Origin of the sequence: Methylopila capsulata (assembly GCF_016907975.1) — a bacterium.
Classification (GTDB): domain Bacteria; phylum Pseudomonadota; class Alphaproteobacteria; order Rhizobiales; family Methylopilaceae; genus Methylopila; species Methylopila capsulata.
This window is the reverse complement of sequence record NZ_JAFBCY010000002.1, coordinates 33,693-51,031: the sequence shown is the minus strand read 5'-3', so window position 1 is coordinate 51,031 and position 17,339 is coordinate 33,693. Positions and strand designations below refer to the sequence as shown.

General features: G+C 67.0%; 14 protein-coding genes. 6 read left to right on the top strand and 8 right to left on the bottom strand.

The genetic code is table 11. The features are described from left to right. Window positions 1-40: 40 nt before the first annotated feature. The 8 genes from JOD31_RS05955 to JOD31_RS05920 form a co-directional block, all read right to left on the bottom strand. Complete coding sequence (locus tag JOD31_RS05955) at window positions 41-2,428, bottom strand: LamG domain-containing protein (RefSeq protein ID WP_246482378.1); 2,388 nt, start codon at window positions 2,426-2,428, stop codon at window positions 41-43. A 151-nt stretch (window positions 2,429-2,579) separates the two neighbouring features. Continuing rightward, window positions 2,580-3,020, bottom strand: a complete 441-nt coding sequence (locus JOD31_RS05950; protein ID WP_204949403.1) for a N,N-dimethylformamidase alpha subunit family protein — start codon at window positions 3,018-3,020, stop codon at window positions 2,580-2,582. 186 nt (window positions 3,021-3,206) lie between these two features. Then, on the bottom strand, window positions 3,207-3,911 hold the full coding sequence (gene urtE, locus JOD31_RS05945) for an urea ABC transporter ATP-binding subunit UrtE (protein ID WP_204949402.1): 705 nt from the start codon (window positions 3,909-3,911) through the stop codon (window positions 3,207-3,209). Beyond that, window positions 3,908-4,654, bottom strand: coding sequence for an urea ABC transporter ATP-binding protein UrtD (urtD, locus tag JOD31_RS05940; RefSeq protein ID WP_204949401.1), 747 nt, complete (start codon window positions 4,652-4,654; stop codon window positions 3,908-3,910). Before urtD ends, urtE begins: the two co-directional genes overlap by 4 nt. An 8-nt stretch (window positions 4,655-4,662) precedes the next feature. After that, window positions 4,663-5,766 (bottom strand): urea ABC transporter permease subunit UrtC, encoded by a 1,104-nt coding sequence (gene urtC, locus JOD31_RS05935; RefSeq protein WP_204949400.1) that lies wholly within the window; start codon window positions 5,764-5,766, stop codon window positions 4,663-4,665. Window positions 5,767-5,811: 45 nt separating this feature from the next. Further along, on the bottom strand, window positions 5,812-6,687 hold the full coding sequence (gene urtB / locus JOD31_RS05930) for an urea ABC transporter permease subunit UrtB (protein ID WP_204949399.1): 876 nt from the start codon (window positions 6,685-6,687) through the stop codon (window positions 5,812-5,814). Window positions 6,688-6,820: 133 nt separating this feature from the next. Further along, window positions 6,821-8,128 carry a transporter substrate-binding domain-containing protein gene (locus tag JOD31_RS05925; protein WP_204949398.1) on the bottom strand — a complete coding sequence of 436 codons (1,308 nt, stop codon included), beginning with the start codon at window positions 8,126-8,128 and terminating at the stop codon, window positions 6,821-6,823. Between the two features lie 329 nt (window positions 8,129-8,457). Next, window positions 8,458-8,823 (bottom strand): N,N-dimethylformamidase alpha subunit family protein, encoded by a 366-nt coding sequence (locus tag JOD31_RS05920; protein ID WP_487345445.1) that lies wholly within the window; start codon window positions 8,821-8,823, stop codon window positions 8,458-8,460. A gap of 428 nt (window positions 8,824-9,251) precedes the next feature. Between JOD31_RS05920 and JOD31_RS05915 the strand changes: the two genes are divergently transcribed. From JOD31_RS05915 to JOD31_RS05890, 6 genes are all read left to right on the top strand, one after another. Continuing rightward, complete coding sequence (locus tag JOD31_RS05915) at window positions 9,252-9,956, top strand: response regulator (protein ID WP_204949396.1); 705 nt, start codon at window positions 9,252-9,254, stop codon at window positions 9,954-9,956. Beyond that, window positions 9,949-11,499, top strand: a complete 1,551-nt coding sequence (locus tag JOD31_RS05910; protein ID WP_204949395.1) for an ATP-binding protein — start codon at window positions 9,949-9,951, stop codon at window positions 11,497-11,499. The genes JOD31_RS05915 and JOD31_RS05910 overlap by 8 nt, the downstream gene beginning before the upstream one ends. A 26-nt stretch (window positions 11,500-11,525) precedes the next feature. Beyond that, window positions 11,526-12,800: an ABC transporter substrate-binding protein gene (locus tag JOD31_RS05905; protein WP_271206102.1), complete on the top strand. Its 1,275-nt coding sequence runs from the start codon at window positions 11,526-11,528 to the stop codon at window positions 12,798-12,800. Between the two features lie 279 nt (window positions 12,801-13,079). Then, on the top strand, window positions 13,080-13,868 hold the full coding sequence (locus JOD31_RS05900; RefSeq protein ID WP_204949394.1) for a hypothetical protein: 789 nt from the start codon (window positions 13,080-13,082) through the stop codon (window positions 13,866-13,868). A gap of 315 nt (window positions 13,869-14,183) precedes the next feature. Further along, window positions 14,184-15,023, top strand: coding sequence for a CbbQ/NirQ/NorQ/GpvN family protein (locus JOD31_RS05895; protein ID WP_204949393.1), 840 nt, complete (start codon window positions 14,184-14,186; stop codon window positions 15,021-15,023). Next, window positions 15,020-17,305, top strand: a complete 2,286-nt coding sequence (locus tag JOD31_RS05890; RefSeq protein ID WP_271206101.1) for a nitric oxide reductase activation protein NorD — start codon at window positions 15,020-15,022, stop codon at window positions 17,303-17,305. Before JOD31_RS05895 ends, JOD31_RS05890 begins: the two co-directional genes overlap by 4 nt. The last annotated feature ends 34 nt before the right edge of the window (window positions 17,306-17,339 follow it).

The following is a 17,339-nucleotide window of genomic DNA, read 5'->3' as shown; positions in this document are numbered from 1 at the left end:
CAGGGGAAGAGTGCGGGCGCCGGCGGCTGGCCCCGCGCGCTTACGCGCGCGACGCCAGAGCGGGGGACTCGTAGTCGGCGCGGCCGCGGTGCTTGATCGCGTCGGCCGGCGGGGGCGGCAGGGGGCCGTCCGCCATGAAGCGGTTCAGCACGTTGCCGACCAGAGTCGAGATGTTGTTCTTGCACTCGTTCCAGGGGAGCGAGCCGCAGAACGCGATGGACGAGAACGAGAAGGCCGCGCCGCCGTTCGGGGTCTCGTGGTAGGCGATGTCGCCGCGCACGCGGGGATGCGTCGTGCCGTCGAGGCCCTGCTGGTTGAAGCCGAAGTCCTCCATGACGAGGAGGTAGGCCTCGGTGTGGCGGCCGGCCGACGTCGCGACCGCCAGCGTGTGCGGGGGCGAGCCCAGCATGGTGTCGACGATGTCGAGCTCGAGGCCAGCGGCGCCGCCGCCCACGAGGCCGAAGTTGCCGAGCTTCTCGTCGTAGTCGATGCCCTCGAACGCCCAGGACACGCGGGGATCGAGGCTCTCGGAGGTGCGGCTGAAGTAGCTCGAGATGTCGAAGCCTTCCGACGACATGCCGACGCCCGCCACCGAGTGCAGGTAACGGCCGCGGTAGCGCCACATGCCGCCGAGTTCGCCGGTGCCCTGGTGGTAATACTCGCCGGGATCGGCGCGCCAGGTGCGGATGCCGCTCTCGCAGCGGCGCATCTCGGTGACGACGCCGCGGCCGAGGTCGTCATAGGCCGGGTGGAACGAGTGCACCCAGTACCAGGCGTCCGCGCCCATATACATCAGGCGGCCGCCGCGCTGCGTGTAGTTGTGCAGGGCGTCGAGCTGCGTGCCCGAGTTGTGCTCGGGGTGCGAGCCGGTGATGACGACGTTGTAGTTCTCGAGCCGGGCGATCCCGTCGTAGGTGACGTCCTCGTCGGTGATGACGTCGTACTCGTAGCCCATCGTCTCCAGCCAGTAGATCAGGTGGAGATCGGCCGGATACTGCCATGGCGCCTGGGCCAGGAAGTGGTCGTACTTCGGGCGGATCGACAGGATCGGACGCAGCCGCGACGACAGACAGATGCCCGAGCCGTCGGTGTGGGTGTCGTAGATCGAGCCGCCGTATTCGCGGTGCTCGGCCAGGAACATGTTCTGGTGCTGCATGATCGGCACGCGGTAGATGAACAGCTCGGCGCCGCCGGCGTTGCAGGCCACGTGTTCGTTGGCGTAGGCCATGTAGCTGATGGTCGGGACCATCACGGCGATCTTGGACTGCTCTTCGCCGATCTTCGGCACGATCCAGAACGGGATGTAGTCCTCGTCGCCCTCGCTCGTGGTGAGCTTGAGCGCGTAGAACCGGCTCTTGATCTCGGCCGGGACCGTCCACTCGATGTCGGCGCTCCAGCGGGCGTCGTCGACGTCGTCGTCGTGGAAGTGGATCGCGCCGTATTCCTTGGGCGCGTGCTTCCAGTCGAAGTTCTGGCCGGCCCAGTTGTAGCCGGTGAGCGCGCGCGTCGGGCAGTTCACGAGCCGGGCGTCGAACCGGTAGGGGCCGTTATCCTTGGCGACGATGGTGTCGATGCCGTCCCAGAAGTCCCAGGCGGCGACGATGACTTCCGAGAGCGCGCCGGTCGGGCCGGAGTTGCGGCGCTCGGTGAGGCCGGGCTGGGCGCCGCCCTTCATCTGCTCGATCTCGAACCGGCTCAGCGCCTTCTTGCAGATGCGCGGGCTGTCGATCTTGCCGTTGTACTTGCCCGTGAAGACGACGCCGGCGGGCAGCGAGGACTGCGCGAGCGGGTCGTCCGAGAGCGTGTCGACGTAGGCCGCGATGGCGACCGGGATCGGCGAGTGCTCGATCTTGGCCGCGATGGTCGCGGTCACCGGCTCGATGACGGGATCGAGCGCGTAGACCACCTGCGGCTCATGGTAGAGCGTGACGTCGCCGGTGGCGGCGTCGAAGGTCGCGGCGATGAAGTGCCAGGCGTGGTCGCGGATCGGCGCGCCGGTCGTGATCTTGTGCTCGTTGATGCGCAGCTCGACGAAGCCGTCCTCGTTGATGAAGAGGCCGTAGCCCTTGTCCTTGGACCACTTGGTCACAAGGCCCTGCGCGCCGTGCTTCCAGTAGCGCGGATGGGTCTTCGGCGTCGTCGGCCAGATCCAGCACTGCAGCGTGAAGCTCTCGACCTGGAACGGCTTGGCGTCGGGGACGAAGCCGTAGGAGCCGCCGTGGATGATCTGCTTGCGGCCCGCGTAGGTCTTGTTGACGTCGGCCGCGATCGGCTTCTCGATGAAGCCCGGGCCGCGCGGATTGGTGTCGCCGTTGATCATCTGGACGACCTCGGCGGCGTATTCGGCCGGCCCGTCGCAGTTGACGTAGAACTTGACGGTGTCGCCGGGGTGGACGCCGAACTTGTCGGCGTAACCAGTCAGCCGCATGGCGCACATGGGGTGTCGTCTCCGAGGGTATGGCGGCCGACGTCAGGCAAATCGCCGCCGTTCGCGGTCCCGGTCGGGACCGCGCGGAAGGCGCTCATGCGTGAAGCGAGCCTGAAGCGGTGTGAGGTTCAGCGCGGGAAAGGTCGGGCGGTCAGGTGACCGGCCAGTTGTCGTCCCGGCGCTTCCAGCCTTCGTTGAAGTGTTCCGGCATGCCGGCGGTCTCGGGCAGCTCGTCCAGGCGCATCAGGAAGATGTCGTGCTGGATTTCCTGCTCGTCGGTGTAGACTTTGTCGTTCACGAACTCCGGCGGCACGCCGCGGATGCCGGACAGGCGGCCGATGCGCCATTCGGCGTCCACCTTCGTGCAGATCACGATGAGCTTGCCCTTCGGCGACTCGCCCCGCATGCGCAGCAGCACGCGCTTCAGGACCGGATCCTCATGGACGCCGCCGGTGACCACCGTGGTGTCGCCGGGCGTCTCGCACTTCAGCACCGAAAAGCCCGCGACGCCCTTCATGGAGTCGACGCAGTCCTTGTGCTCCTTGATCAGGGCTTCGCGTTCGGGCGTGCCCTTCTTCGGGATCGGAATCATTGCAGTCCTCCCAAGGCGTAGTCATGAAGAAGCTGAGCCCGCCGCAATAAAAAGCTGCGGAAGGACACTATACCGGGCGGGGGCAAGGCGTCGTCCCGCCGATGATGACTTGCCGAAACTAAACCAATTCCAGCGTAGGCGCAATCAATTTGGACGATACGTCTAGATGTTTATTTGCGCTGACGTCTAGATGGTCATATGGCGGTTGACCAGCTCGTCGGTCATCTCCGCGATGGGTCCGCGCGCGACGACGCGGCCGTTGTCGACCATCAGGAAGGCGTCGCCGAGCTTGCGGGCGACCTTGATGTGCTGCTCGGTCAGGATCAGGCTGATGCCCAGCTCCTTGTTGAGCATCTTCAGGATCTCGCCGATCTCGTTGACGATGTTGGGCTGGATGCCCTCGGTCGGCTCGTCGAGCAGAAGGATCTGCGGGCCGACCGCGAGCGCGCGGGCGATCGCGAGCTGCTGCTTCTGCCCGCCCGAGAGCAGGCCGGCGCGCTTGTCGAGGTTCTCCTTGAGATAGGGGAAGATCCTCAGGCAGATGTCCGGGATCTCGGAGGCCTTGTCGGCGCGGGCGAAGGTGCCGAGCAGGATGTTCTCCCGCACCGTGAAGTCCGAGAGAATGCCGCGACCCTGGGGCACGTAGCCCAGGCCGTAGGTGGCGCGGACGTGCGGCGGCTTGGCGGAGATTTCCGCGCCGTTGATGCGGATCGCCCCGGTGGAGCGGTCGGTCAGCCCCATGATGGTGCGCATCAGCGTGGTCTTGCCGACGCCGTTGCGGCCGAGCACGCAGAGGCACTGGCCCTGCTCCATCTCGAAAGAGAAGTCCTTCAGGATGCGCGTCGCGCCGTAATAGGACGTGACGTTTTCGAAGTTGAGCAGCGTGCTCATGCCGCCTCCTGCTCGCCGAGATAGACGTCGCGCACCCGCGGGTTCGCCTCGATCTGCTGGATCGTGCCCTGGGCGAGCAGCGATCCCATGTGCATCACAACGACCTCGTCGGCGATCTCGCGCACGAAGCCCATGTCGTGCTCGACCACGACGAGCGTCGCGGTCTTGCGCAGGTCCTTGAAGATGCGGGCGGTCTTCTCGATCTCGCCCTCGGTCATCCCGGCGATCGGCTCGTCCATCAGCAGCAGCCGCGGCTCCTGCATCAAGACCATGCCGATCTCGAGCCACTGGGTCTCGCCGTGGGAGAGGATGCCGGCGCGGTCGTTCAGGCGGTCGGTGAGGCCGGCGAGGGTCGCGATCTCGTCGAGCTTCTGCTTGAGCCCCGTGACGCGGAACTTGAACAGGTTCCAGAACGGGTTGGTCTGCCGGCTGTAGGCGACCTCGAGGTTCTGCCGCACCGTCATGTCGCGCAGCACCGCCGGCACCTGGAACTTCCGGCCGATGCCGGCGCGGGCGATGATGTGCTCGTGCTTCGCGGTGATGTCTTCGTTCGCGAAGACGATCTTGCCCGAGGTCGGTTTGATGCGGCCCGTGATGAGGTCCATCGTCGTGGTCTTGCCGGCGCCGTTGGGTCCGACCAGGCAGCACAGCGTTCCCTCGGTGACCTCCATGCTGAAGTCGTTGATGACTTTGGTGGCGTCGAAGCTCTTCGACAGATTGTGGATTTCGAGAAGGCCTGGCATCGCCGTCCTTACTCCGCGGGAATGGGTTTGGCGTCGCCGTTCGGCTCGGCCGAGGCCGGCCCGCGCTTGGCCGCGAACAGGCCGAGGCCGGATTCGACCAGGCTCGCGAGACCGTTCGGCAGGAACCGGACGACGATGATGAAGAAGCCGCCGAGGATCAGGAGCCAGGTGGCGAGGAAGGTGTCGCCGAGGTAGCTCTGGGCGCCCTGGATGATGAAGGCGCCGAGGATCGATCCCAGCAGCGAGTAGCGCCCGCCGATCGCCGCCCAGATCACCATCGAGAGGCTGAAGCCGACGTCGAGCTGGGCCGGCGAGACGTACTGCACCAGCATGACCCAGCAGCAGCCGGCGATCGCCGCGATCAGCCCGGAGACGGTGTAGATCACCGTCTCGTAGCCCGCGACGCTGTAGCCGAGGAAGCGGACGCGCTCGCTGTCGTCGCGGATCGCCTGGGTCACGAGCCCGAACGAGCTCTGCGTGATCAGCTTGGCGATCACGGTGGCGCCGAGCAGGAAGCCGAACACCACCCAGTAGGCGGTCGGGCTGTAGGGATCGACCTCGTACCCTGCGAACTGCAGGGAGGAGGGCGGGGTGAGGCCGTTGACGCCGCCGGTGTAGGGCTGGCGGTCGATGATGATGGTGTAGAAGGCGGACAGCATCGCGAGCGTCATGATCGCGAAGAACGGGCCGGAGACGCGCGCCCGGAACATGATGCCGCCGAACACCGCGCAGAACAGCGTGGGCGCCGCGACCGCGAGGATCATGCCGACATAGGTGTTCTGGAACGGCTGCCAGAGCATCGGCAGGTGGTCCAGGCTGTTGTTCAGCATGAAGGGCGGGATCGGGTTGGATTCATCCTGCGTCTGCATCTGCATGGTCATCGCCATGCCGTAGGCGCCGAGGCCGAAGGCGATGCCCTGGCCGAGGTTCAGGATGCCGCCGAAGCCCCAGCACAGGCTGATCGACAGCGCTAGCATCCCGTAGACGCCGTAGGTCGCGAGCTGGTTCAGCAGAAAGCTGTCGTCGACCGTCATCGGGATGACGGCGAAGCCCGCGAAGAACACGGCGTAGGTCAGCCACTGCGCCGTCTTGTTGTGATAGAGATTTCCCATGGTCTCAGAGCGATCCCGCGGTGGCGTTGCTGATGGAGGGCGCGCTCATCGGCGCGCGCCGGCCTGGGCGAAGAGGCCTTGCGGACGGAACCGCAGGAACACCACGATCAGCACGAAGATGATGAAGCGGGCGAAGGTGTCGTTGGTGAAGAAGGCGAACACGGACTGCATTTCGCCGGTCACGCCGCTCGCCACCACGCTGCCGGCGAGCGAACCGCCGCCCACGACCACCATCAGGAAGGCCTGCACCACATAGCTCGCGCCCATGGTCGGAAGCACGATGGCGAGCACGCCGAACAGCGCGCCGGCGACGCCGGCGAGGCCCGCGCCGAGCGCGAAGGTCATCATGTAGATGCGGCCGGAGTTGATGCCGAAAGAGGCGGCCATCTCCTTGTTCTGCATCACCGCGCGGACCTGCACGCCGAACCGCGTCTTGTAGAACAGCAGCCAGAGCGCGAACACGAGGAAGGCGGTGATGCCGAGGACGACGATACGGAACGCCGAGATCGAGGCGGAGCCGAGCATCACGTTGCTCTGGAACATCTCCGGCACCGCGAGGTACTTCGGGTCGCTGCCGAAGATCAGGCGGACGCCCTGCATCAGCACGAGCGAGACGCCGTAGGTCGCGAGCAATGTGTCGAGCGGGCGGTTGTAGAGATAGCGGATCAGCCCGCGCTCGAGCGCCAGGCCGACCAGCGCGACGATCACGAAGGACGCCGGCAGGCACAGCAGGTAAGGCAGCCCGAGATAGAACTGCAGCATGTAGGAGCTGTAGGCGCCGAGCATGATGAACTCGCCGTGCGCCATGTTGATCACCCCGGCCGTGCCGTAAATGATCGTGAGCCCGAGCGCCGCGATCAGCCAGATGCTGGCGATGCTGACGCCCAGAATGAGCGCGTTCAGAAGCGATCCGAGATCCATGGCGCCTTACCCATTCGCCCGCGTGGGGCCATTCCCAGCGTATGCCGCGCCGCCGCCGGCGCGGCGCTGATGCTGCGTTGCAATAAATGTGCCCCGCGGCGCCTCCTCGGCGCCGCGGGGCACAGACGTGAGCTCAGATGACGCTCTTGCGGATCTTGCCGTCGGGAGCCTTGAGGCCGTCCTTGGTGCAGACGCCGGCGTCGGGATAGATCGAGTAGGGGTCCGGCGCGACGTGGCTGTCGGCGGCCTTCACGATCTTGAAGGTGCCGTCGGCCTGGCACTGGCCGATCTTCGGCTTCAGCCAGCAGTTGAAGTTGTTCTCGTCGATCCAGATCAGGCCTTCCGGCGAGACGTTGTCCTCGACGCGGACGCCGCCCGAATGATCGCGGATCGCGCGCGGCGTGACGTTCTCGAAGCCCACCGCGGCCGCGGCCTTCTCGAAGCCGGCCTTGAACACGTAGGCGGAGGTGTAGGTCTCCTCCATGTTGTAGTGGGTCGTGCCGTTCTTGCCGTACTTCGACTTCAGGAAGTTCTCGACGAACTTGTTGTTGGTGGGGTTGTCGAGGCTCTGGAAGTACGGGGCCGACAGGAAGTGGCCGGCGCCGAACTCGGCGCCCATGGCGCGCGTCTCGATCTCACCGGTGGTGAGCGAGGCGATCGGCATCTTGTCGGCCTTGAAGCCTTCCTGCTTGAACTGCTTGTGGAACGCGATGTCCGACGCGCCGACCACGGTCGAGAAGATGAAGTCGGGCTTGGCTTCGCGGATCTTGTTCAACACGGGTCCGAACTCGGAGCTGCCGAGCGGGATGTACTCTTCGCCGAGCAGCTCGCCGCCGGCCTTCTGCAACCACACCTTTGCGTTCTTGTTCGACTCCTTCGGCCACACGTAGTTCGAGCCGACGAAGAACACGCGCTTGCCGAACTGCTGAACCATGAAGGGGATCAGGTCCTGCGAATGCTGGTTGGCGAGCGGGCCGGTGCAGATGGTGTTCTGCGTGCACTCCGCGCCTTCGTAGCAGGTCGGGTAGTACAGCAGGTGGTCGCGCTGCATGACGGTCGGCAGGATCGCCTTGCGGCTCGCCGAGGTGTAGCAGCCGAACAGCGCGATGACCTTCTCGCGCAGGATCAGCTCCTTGGCCTTCTCGGAGTAGACCGCGAAGTCCGACTTGGCGTCGACGATCACGGGCTCGATCGGCACGCCGGCGACGCCGCCCGCCTTGTTGATCTCCTCGATGGCGTACTGCATCACGAGGGTCGAATCTTCCTCCGGAACCGCGAGCGAGCCGGTGAGGGAGAACAGCAGGCCGACCTTGATCGGCTCCCCCTTCTTCAGGGTCGCGCCCCAGGCCTCGCTGGCGGTCGGCAACCAAAGATGCGGCGCAGCAAGAGCGGCGGAGGCCGCTGCCGTCGTCTTCAGTAAATTACGGCGGGTGAACTGCATGTGGGCGGCCCCTAGGTGAAAGGCGTAAAGGCGAAAGAAAAGGCGGTCCGGCAAGGCCCAAGCACTTGCAACTAGACTTTACATCTAGATGCTAGGGTGCGGTGCGAAAGGTCGTCAAGGTCTTTCTTTAGAGGCATCGAAATTTCTCCGTGCGACGCAGCCCGGCGCCGTTTTCGTGCTCAAAGGCCGCTCCCTTGCTGTGCACGGCGTCGCGAAATTGAGCGGATTCGGCCGTGAGCCCCGGCGAGGCGGCCGGCGGAGGCGGCTCGCCTGATCTGTCGGGCTACTTGCGCCAAGGGCGGGGCGCGCGTTTGCGCGCGCCGGCGTCGTCATGTTTCGAAGAGATCGTGGATGCGGCGGAGGAAAAGGCCGTGTTCGGCCTCCTCCGGCGACGCGTAGAACTGGTCGTCGAGGGCGCGGGGTCCAAGGCCCAAGCCCCTTGCGTTCTCAACGAGTCGGTAGGCCTCGAACGGCTTCACCACCAGCACCGCGTAGCCGTCGGCCGCGGCCTCCCGCTGGAAATAGACCATCAGCCGCTCGAGGGCTTCGCTGCGTTGGCCGGGCTGCGGCGAGCGCCTGTGCTCGTCGATCACGGCGTTGGTCGCGAGGGACCGCAAAAATTCGCGCTGCTTTCGACCGTAGCGTCGGCGCTCCGGGAGGGTTCTGAGATCTCCAGCGGCGGGCTTCGGGAGCATGCCGGTCAGTCCAGGGATCTGGAGACGAGGCCCATCGATCGTTCCTTATGACGGCTCGCCGACTGTCGCAACACGCGACCAAAGCTAGATGTATCATCTAGACATTTATTGGAGCCTAAGGCTGCGCCGATCCGGTCGTCAAGCTGTCGTCTTTGCTCCGACCACAGAAATCCGACGCAGGGCGACTAGCCCCGGAGTCCGTTGAGTTTCACGGAGGCGAAAGGCATCCGTGCGGGGACCGTCGCCGTGCCCGACGGCGACGTCGCACGCCGTTGGTTGGCCCAAAGCAGCGGTGGAGCGCCTTTGCTGTCCTCTTGGAAAGGTGCGGCAATCGTGACAGAAGGTTTGGATGGGCGGGCGGCGCGCGCGTCGAAGCAGCGTCAGCGCTAGACGCAACGCAGCGCCGAGAGAAGCGATCGCGTGAAGGCATGAAGGTTCTCATCGCCGACGACCACTGGGTGGTTCGACAGTCCCTGAAGCAGGTCATGCGGCGCCTGCATCAGGCGCTCGAGACCTACGAGGCCGAGACGTTCGACGAGGCGGCCGCCATGCTGGTCGAGCACGACGACATCGATCTGATGCTGGTCGACCTCGTGATGCCCGGCTTCGACGCCTTCGACGGACTGCGGCGGCTGCGCGCGAGTTTCCCCGACGTCCCCGTCGTGGTCGTGTCGGTCCACGAGGACGTGGACCACGTTCTGCGGTCGGTCGAACAGGGCGTGATCGGCTACATTCCCAAGTCGTCCGGCGGGCCGGAGATCGAGCGCGCGCTCGAACGGGTGCTTGCGGGCGAGGTCAGCTTCCCCCGCCGGATCATCGAGCGCTCCGCCTCCGCCCAGCCGCCGGCGCCGCCGCGGGCTCCGGCTTCGGCCGAGGCGACGACGGCCGTGGCGGCCGCGATCGATCCCGAGCGCGATCTCGATGCGCTCACCGCCCGCGAGCGGGGCGTTCTCAGCCTGCTCGGGCGCGGCTATTCGGTGAAGCGGATCGCCGAGGAGCTGGAGCTCAGCAGCCAGACCGTCCGCGTCCATCTCGGCAACGCCATGCGGAAGCTGAACATCCGCGACCGCTCGGCCGCGGTGCACTACGCCATCAGCCGGTTCGGCGCCGCGGCGACCGCAGGACGTGGCTGAGGCCGACCGCGCCGCGGACGCGGACGATCGGCTGGCGGCCATCTGGGCCGGTCTCGACGTTGCCCCCAACGGCATCCTGGTCTGGGGCGACGACCGCCGGCTGCTCTACGTCAACGACCGTTTCCGCAAGACCTGCGATCTCCCGGCGTCGGTCGGGATGACCTACGACGCCTTCGTCTCCGCCATGGCGCGCTCGCACGAATGCTTCCTGCCGTGCGAGCCGGACGAGTGGGAGCGCGAGGAGATCGCCGACTTCGGCGTCGAGAAGCAGCGCGACTACCTGTTCGCGACCGGCGCGGTGATGCAGGTGACCCACGCGGGCTCCCGTGTCGGCGGGATGACGGTGACCTTCACCGACGTGACCGCGATCAAGCGCAACGAGACGGCGCTGCAACTCGCCAAGGAGGCCGCCGAAGCGACGGACGAGGCGAAGTCGCGTTTCCTGCGGGCCGCGAACCACGACCTCCGCCAGCCGCTCGCATCGCTCAAGATTCTGATCTACAACTGCATTCGCGAGCCGGTCGAGGAGCATCGCTCCGACATGCTGCACGCCATGGGCGTGGCGGTCTCGATCATGGAGGATCTGCTCGGCGCGCTGCTGCAGATCGGTCAGCTCGACGCCGGCCGCATTCAGCCGCGGATCACCTCGTTCCAGCTGTCGCAGCTGTTCGAACGCCTCGACATCCAGTTCCGCCACCAGGCGGAGGAGAAGGCGTTGCGGCTGAAGTTCGTCGCCCCGCGCGGCACGATTGCGACCGACCGCGCGCTGCTGGAGCGGATTCTGAGCAACTTCGTCGCCAACGCGATCCGCTTCACCGAGGTCGGCGGCGTCGTGGTCGGATGCCGCCGCGAGGGGAAGAGCCTCCGCATCGAGGTCGTCGACACCGGCCGGGGCGTCCGGCCCCAGGATCGCGAGCGGGTCTTCGACGAGTTCTACCGGGCGACCGAAGAGCGGCGGATGCAGAAGAACGGCCTCGGCCTCGGCCTCAACATCGTCAAGCGGCTGGCCGAGCTGCTCGAACATCCCGTCCGCCTGCGCTCGGAGGTCGGCAGGGGATCGATCTTCTCGGTCACCGTCCCGCTCGGGAACATCTGGCACAGCGAGGCCGGCCGGGAGGTGGAGATCAGCGAAGCGGTCGCGGGGGAGTTCGTCGGCACGCCGGTCATCCTGGTCGAGGACGACGACATCCTGCGCGAGACCATGACGCAGCTCCTGCGCCGCTGGGGGATCGACGTGCATGCGGCGGCGGACGAAAGCGAAGCCATCCGCCTGGTGGAAGGCGGCGTCGTGCCCCAGCTGATCGTGGCGGACTACAACCTGAAGACCCGGACGGGCGTCGATGTGGTCGAAGGCGTGCGGCAGGCGATCGGCGCCGCGACGCCCGCGATGATCGTCACCGCGGACGCGGAGCCGCGGGTGCTCGAAGGCATCCGCGCCGCGGGTCTTCCGGTGCTTGTGAAGCCGGTCAGCCCGCCGCGGCTGCGGGTTCTGATGCACAACCTGCTTTTTGAACCTAGTCTCACGAAATTGTCCGGCCGCTGAGCGCGCGGCCCCAGGGAACGCAGAGCGTGGCCGCCAGCCAAGACGTCGTGCCGATCGGCAGCATGATCCCGCTCACGGGGCCTTCGGCCGCCGACGGCGCGGAGTTCCGCAAGGGCATGATCCTCGCGGTCGAGGAGCTGAACGCTCGCGGCGGGCTGCTGGGACGGCCGATCCGGCCGATCTTCGCCGACACCTGCCGCCAGACCGCCGAGGAGGTCGTCGGCGCCGCCCGCTGGTTGATCGAGAAGCACCAGGTCCACGCCATCGTCAACGGCTACAACATCGGGCCGCAGAATTCGGAATACGAGCCGATCGCGGACGCCGGCATCATCTACGTCCACGCCAACACCCTGCTGCAGCACCACGACACGGTGATGAGCGATCCGGAGCGCTACTTCGGCTGCTTCATGGCGGACCCGGCGGACTACTGGTACGGACCGGGCTTCATCAAGTTCATCTCGTGGCTCCGGGACTCCGGCCAGTGGACGCCGAACTCGGACAGGCTCGCGATCATCTCGGGGTCGAAGCCCTACAGCATCGTCATCGCCAACGCGATGGCGGCGGCCGCCGCCGACTTCGGCTGGCGTCTCTGCTTCGGGCCGAAGATCGTCCAGACGCCGACCAGCCAGTGGCGCGACGTGCTGGACGAGGTGCGCGCGACCAACCCGGCCGTGATCGCCAACACCCACTTCTACGCCGGCGACCTCGCGCATTTTCAGCGCCAGTTCAGCGAGAAGCCGATGGACTGCATCGTCTACCTGCAATACGGCGCGATGCACCGCACCTTCACCGACATCGCCCAGGAGGCGGCGGTGGGCGTCATCGTCTCCTCCGTCATCGGCCTGCTGCGCGACGACATGGGGAAGCGCTTCGAGGCGCGCTACAACGCCCGCTTCGGCGAGGGCTCGACCGCGACGATCGGCTGCCAGTCCTACAGCAACATGCACCACTACGCCGTCGCGGCCGCCATGGCCGGCGGCTCCGGACCGCCCGGCGACTTCGAGCAGAACCGCAAGGTCGCCTTCGCGCTGAAGGGCATGATCTACCGCAGCGTCCACGGCACGATCCGCTACCATCCCGACTGGCAGGCCGTGGTGCCCTATCCCGTGGTCACGCACGACCCGTCGCTCGGGATGCCGCACATTTTCTACCAGATCCAGGACTTCCGGAAGCCGCTCTCCATGATCGCGCCTGAGCCCTACAACACCGAGCGCTTCGTCTATCCCCCCTGGATGAGCGGGCGAGGGACGGCGGTCCGCCCGGCGCCGCCGGCCAATTCGCGGGGGCTCACGGGGCTTTGAGGGGCCTGTCGCGGTGACTTGCCGCCGAGGCGCAAGCTTGTAGTGGTTCGGCCTACCGGACCACCAATCTCCAAACGCCGAACTCCACGTCGCAGACGAGCTCTGGGGTCAGGTCCTTGCGACGGGAGCGTTCACCGACGCAGTTACTCCGGAAGAACAAGTGGACGTCACGTCGGCTGCCGGAACGCGGCAGACGCCAATGCAATACCGATATACCTAAATTGACGCGGGCATCGCGCGTGTTTCATGATGTGAACCAGCAATATGAATAGTCTAGACATGCACGATTCGACCGAAAAACCTAATGATCCACTTGCCGAGGGTTTCTGCAATCCGCCAGACGGAGTGACGGAGCCGTGCCTTACATATATCGCACGCGTGATGGAGCTGCGAGATTTCGTTGGATTCTTCTTCAACTTCGTGAAGACATCTGTCGCTTTGGGAGGGCTAGTTCCGCAGGATGCCCGGACCCAAGCCGATGTGAAGGCCTTCGCAGTGTTGCGATATGACTATTCTAAGCACCGCCCGTTTGTGAACCAGATCATGCTGTCCCGCGCAATTGAGTCATTCGATCTGTACCTGACTACAACGCTCCGAGACATTTTCCTCGCTAGGCCTGAAATGCTAAAGTCCGAAGGTTCCATCGATATAGCGTCTGTAATCGAGGCTGGTAGCTATGACGAACTAATTTTGCGGATATCAGAGCGCAAAATTCATGATCTGTCGTACAAATCCCTCGGAGAGCTTAGGAAATTTATACAAAGCCGAACAGGGATCGATCTTTTCCACAATGATGCATCTTTTGAGATGACGGTCCTGGCCTCGGAGGTTCGCAATCTCATTGCCCACAACGATTGCGTTGTGAACGATATTTTCAGGGCCCGGATAAAACGAGTTTCTAGTCAACTTGACGTCTCAGAAACAGGTCGGGTGCAGATCACCGACGAATGGCTGCGCAGGGCGAGCTACACTTTGGATGGGATTGTCTTTCGGTTTGACCAGCTAGCTGCCGAGAAATTCGCTCTCCAAACCGTCAATCGGATGGGTGCCTTCATCCTACGCACCTAGAGTCCATCCAAAGTCACGCGACGGAGTTAATCACCTGCCCATTTTGGACGGTCAGATCTCCGTCCCGATGCAAGTGGCACTTCGGTGAACGCGCACTGGGCGGCCGTGGAAGATGGAGCGGGCGGCGTCGCGACCTCTCGAAAGCGCGCTTTGGCTCCCGCAAAGGCTTGAAGCCCGCGCGGTTTCGGGCGTTAATCGGCTCAAGGCGTCGCGACAGGATGGTCGCGGCGCGTCTCCGGCAAAGGCGCCGGGCGGAAGGCGTCTCAACGACCCGCCGCGCATCACGCGCTTTTCCCAGACATTCCGGAGACCGCCATGGCCGCAACGCCGGCGTCGGGCCGCCTGTCCGCCCACGAGATTCACGACGAGCCGTTCTATCGCCCGGTCGGCGACGAGATCGACATCTTCGCCGCCGCCTACGCCAGCCGCTTGCCCGTGATGCTCAAGGGGCCGACCGGCTGCGGCAAGACCCGCTTCGTCGAGCATATGGCGTGGCGCCTGAAGCGGCCGCTGATCACCGTCGCGGCGCATGAGGACCTGACCGCCGCCGACCTCGCCGGCCGCTTCCTGCTCGCGCCCGAAGGCACGGTCTGGCACGACGGCCCACTGACCATGGCGGTGCGCGAAGGCGCGATCTGCTACCTCGACGAGATCGTCGAGGCGCGGCAGGACACCACCGTCGTCATCCACCCGCTCACCGATGCGCGGCGGGCGCTGCCGCTGGAGAAGAAGGGCGAGCTGGTGCAGGCGCACCCCGATTTCCAGCTCACGATCTCCTACAACCCCGGCTACCAGAGCGCGGTGAAGGACCTGAAGGAGTCCACCAAGCAGCGCTTCGTGGCGATCGAGTTCGACTACCCGGAGGCCGGGATCGAGGCCGAGATCGTCGCCCGCGAGGCGGGCGTCTCCGTCGATCTCGCCGGAACGCTGGTCGACGTGGGCTTGCGCTCTCGCAACCTGCGCGGCCACGGCCTGGCCGAGGGCGCCTCGACCCGCATGCTGATCCACGCCGCGGTGCTCGCCCGCGGCGGCGCCTCGCTCGAGGCCGCGGTGCGCTCCGCGATCCTGCTGCCGATCACCGACGAGCGGGATGTTCGGGACGCGCTCGGCGCCGCGATCGCGGCCGGGCTGCCCGCAGCCGCGCGCCCACGGTGAGCGTGGACGCTGTGCTCGACGCCAGCCCGCAGGCGTTGGCGCGCCGGGACGTCGCGCGCCTGCTGCTCGGCCGCGAGGACGTCGGCCCGGCGCTGGCCCAGACGCTGCGCCGGCTCGACGCCGTCTGGTCGGAGGCCGAGGTCGAGCTCTGGTGCGGCGGCGTCCTTACCCTGCTGCACGCCAACGCCGGCGCCCGCTGCCTCCACGCCTTCGCCCGCGCGACCGACGCGCTGGCCGGCCCGCAGGACGCCGCCGCTCTCGCCCGCGACGCCGCAGGCGCCGCCGACGTGGCGCGCCGCGGCGGCTCGCAGGCCGGGCGCGCGGCGCTCGACGCGCTGCCCGCGGCGGCGCTCAAGCTCCCGGCATGGCTTGAGCGCGCCAAGTGGTGGGCCGGCCTCGCGCGTCTCGCAAAGGAGGCGCCGGACTGTCTCGCGCCCGTCTGCGAGCGCGCGTCCGCGCTGCTTGGCCACGGCGACGGCGCCGCCTTCGAGAGTTTCGTGGCGGCGGGCCTGAAGGCCTGCGGCTTGGACCGGGAGAAGCGCCGCGCGTTCTTCACGCTGCAGGACCCTGCAGCCCGCGCCCTGTTGGAGCGGGCCGCGGGCGCTGTCGCCTTCCAGGACGTCGAACGCCGGCTGAAGCTGTTCGGACGCGCGCTCTGGGGCCAGGCCCCGCGCCTCGCCGCGCTGCAGGGCGCGGGCGTCTCCGCCGTTCCGCAGCGCGCGTCGATCGTCGGCGATCTCGTGCGTTTACCCCAAGTGTACCGCGGGTTAACCCGATCGCTCGGCGAACCGCTCTACCGGGCGGCGCTCGCCCACGCCCAGGCGCACCAGGCGTTCAGCCGTCGCCAGCGGGCGGAAAAGCTGAAGCCGCTGCAGATCGCGCTGGTCGGCCTGGTCGAGGACGCCCGGGTGGAGGCGCTCGCGCTCAAGCGGCATCCCGGTCTCAAGGCGCTATGGTCGCCATGGCACAGCGCGCAGCCCGGCGACGCCATGACCGCCGCGTTCCTGATGGCGCGGCTGGCGCGGGCGCTGTTTGACGCGGATTATCAAGATGATGACGGCTTCGTCGAGAAGGGGAGGCGGCTGTTCGCGGAGGCCTCCGGCCGGCTCGACGACCCGACCGCCGCCCGGGCCATCGGCGGCCTGCTCGGCCACGACCTCGGCCAGATGCGGCTGCGGTTCGATCCCAAGATCTACGTGCCCGAACCGCTCTACCGCGACGACAACCTCGGCCTCTGGACCTTCGACGACGAGCCCGACCAGCAGGCCGACGAGATCGAGCAGGCGGTCGACGCGGCGCGGCTGACTCCGCAGGAGGCCGACGACGGCCGCGAGGGCGACGACCCGCCGAAACCCGAGGCGGGCCGCGCCCGCGAGGCGCCGGCGGACGACCGCGGCGTCGCGATCGCGACCTATCCCGAGTGGGACCGGGCGGCCGGCGTCGAGCGACCGGACTGGACCACGGTGCGCCTTGTCGCGGCGGCTGTCGGCGACGCCCGCGCGCTGGAGGAGAAGCTCGACCGCCTCGGCGGTTTTCGCGAGCGGATCGCGCGGCTCGTGCGCGGCGCGCGCGTGGGCAAGGCGGCGCGGCTGAAGCGCCAGCCGGAAGGCTTCGACCTCGACCTCGACGCCGCGGTCGACGCGGCAATCGCGCTGCGGACCGGCGACCTTCCCGACGACCGCATCCACCGCGCCTCCGGCCGCCGCGCCCGCGACGTGGCGACCGTCGTGCTGGTGGACGTCTCGGAATCCACCCGCGACCGCGTCGGCGCCGGCACGGTGCTCGAGATCGAAAAGCTCGCGGTGGCGGCGCTCGGCCACGCCATGGAGGCGGCCGGGGACGTCTTCGCGGTGCGCGCCTTCGCCTCCTGCGGGCGGGACGAGGTGCGGCTGACGGAGGTGAAGAATTTCGACGGCCGCATGGACGCGGCCGCCATGGCGCGGCTGGCGGGGCTCGAGCCCGGACTGTCGACGCGCCTCGGCGCCGCGCTCCGGCATGTGGGCGCGGAGCTCGAGGACGTGCGCTCGCACCGCAAGCTCGTCATCGCGCTGACCGACGGGGAGCCGTCCGACATCGACGTAACGGACCCACTCGACCTTGTGGAGGACGCCCGCCGCGCCGCGCTCTCGCTCAGGCGGCGCGGCGTCGACGTGTTCGGCGTGACGCTCGGGCCGCACGCCGCGACCGACGTGTTCGGCCGGGCGAACACCATGCCCGCGCGCCGGCTGGACGACCTGCCGGCGCGGCTGTCGGAGCTGTATTTCCGGCTGGCGCGGCTGTGACCTAAGGCGTGCGTGCTTCGAGACGCCCGCCGAG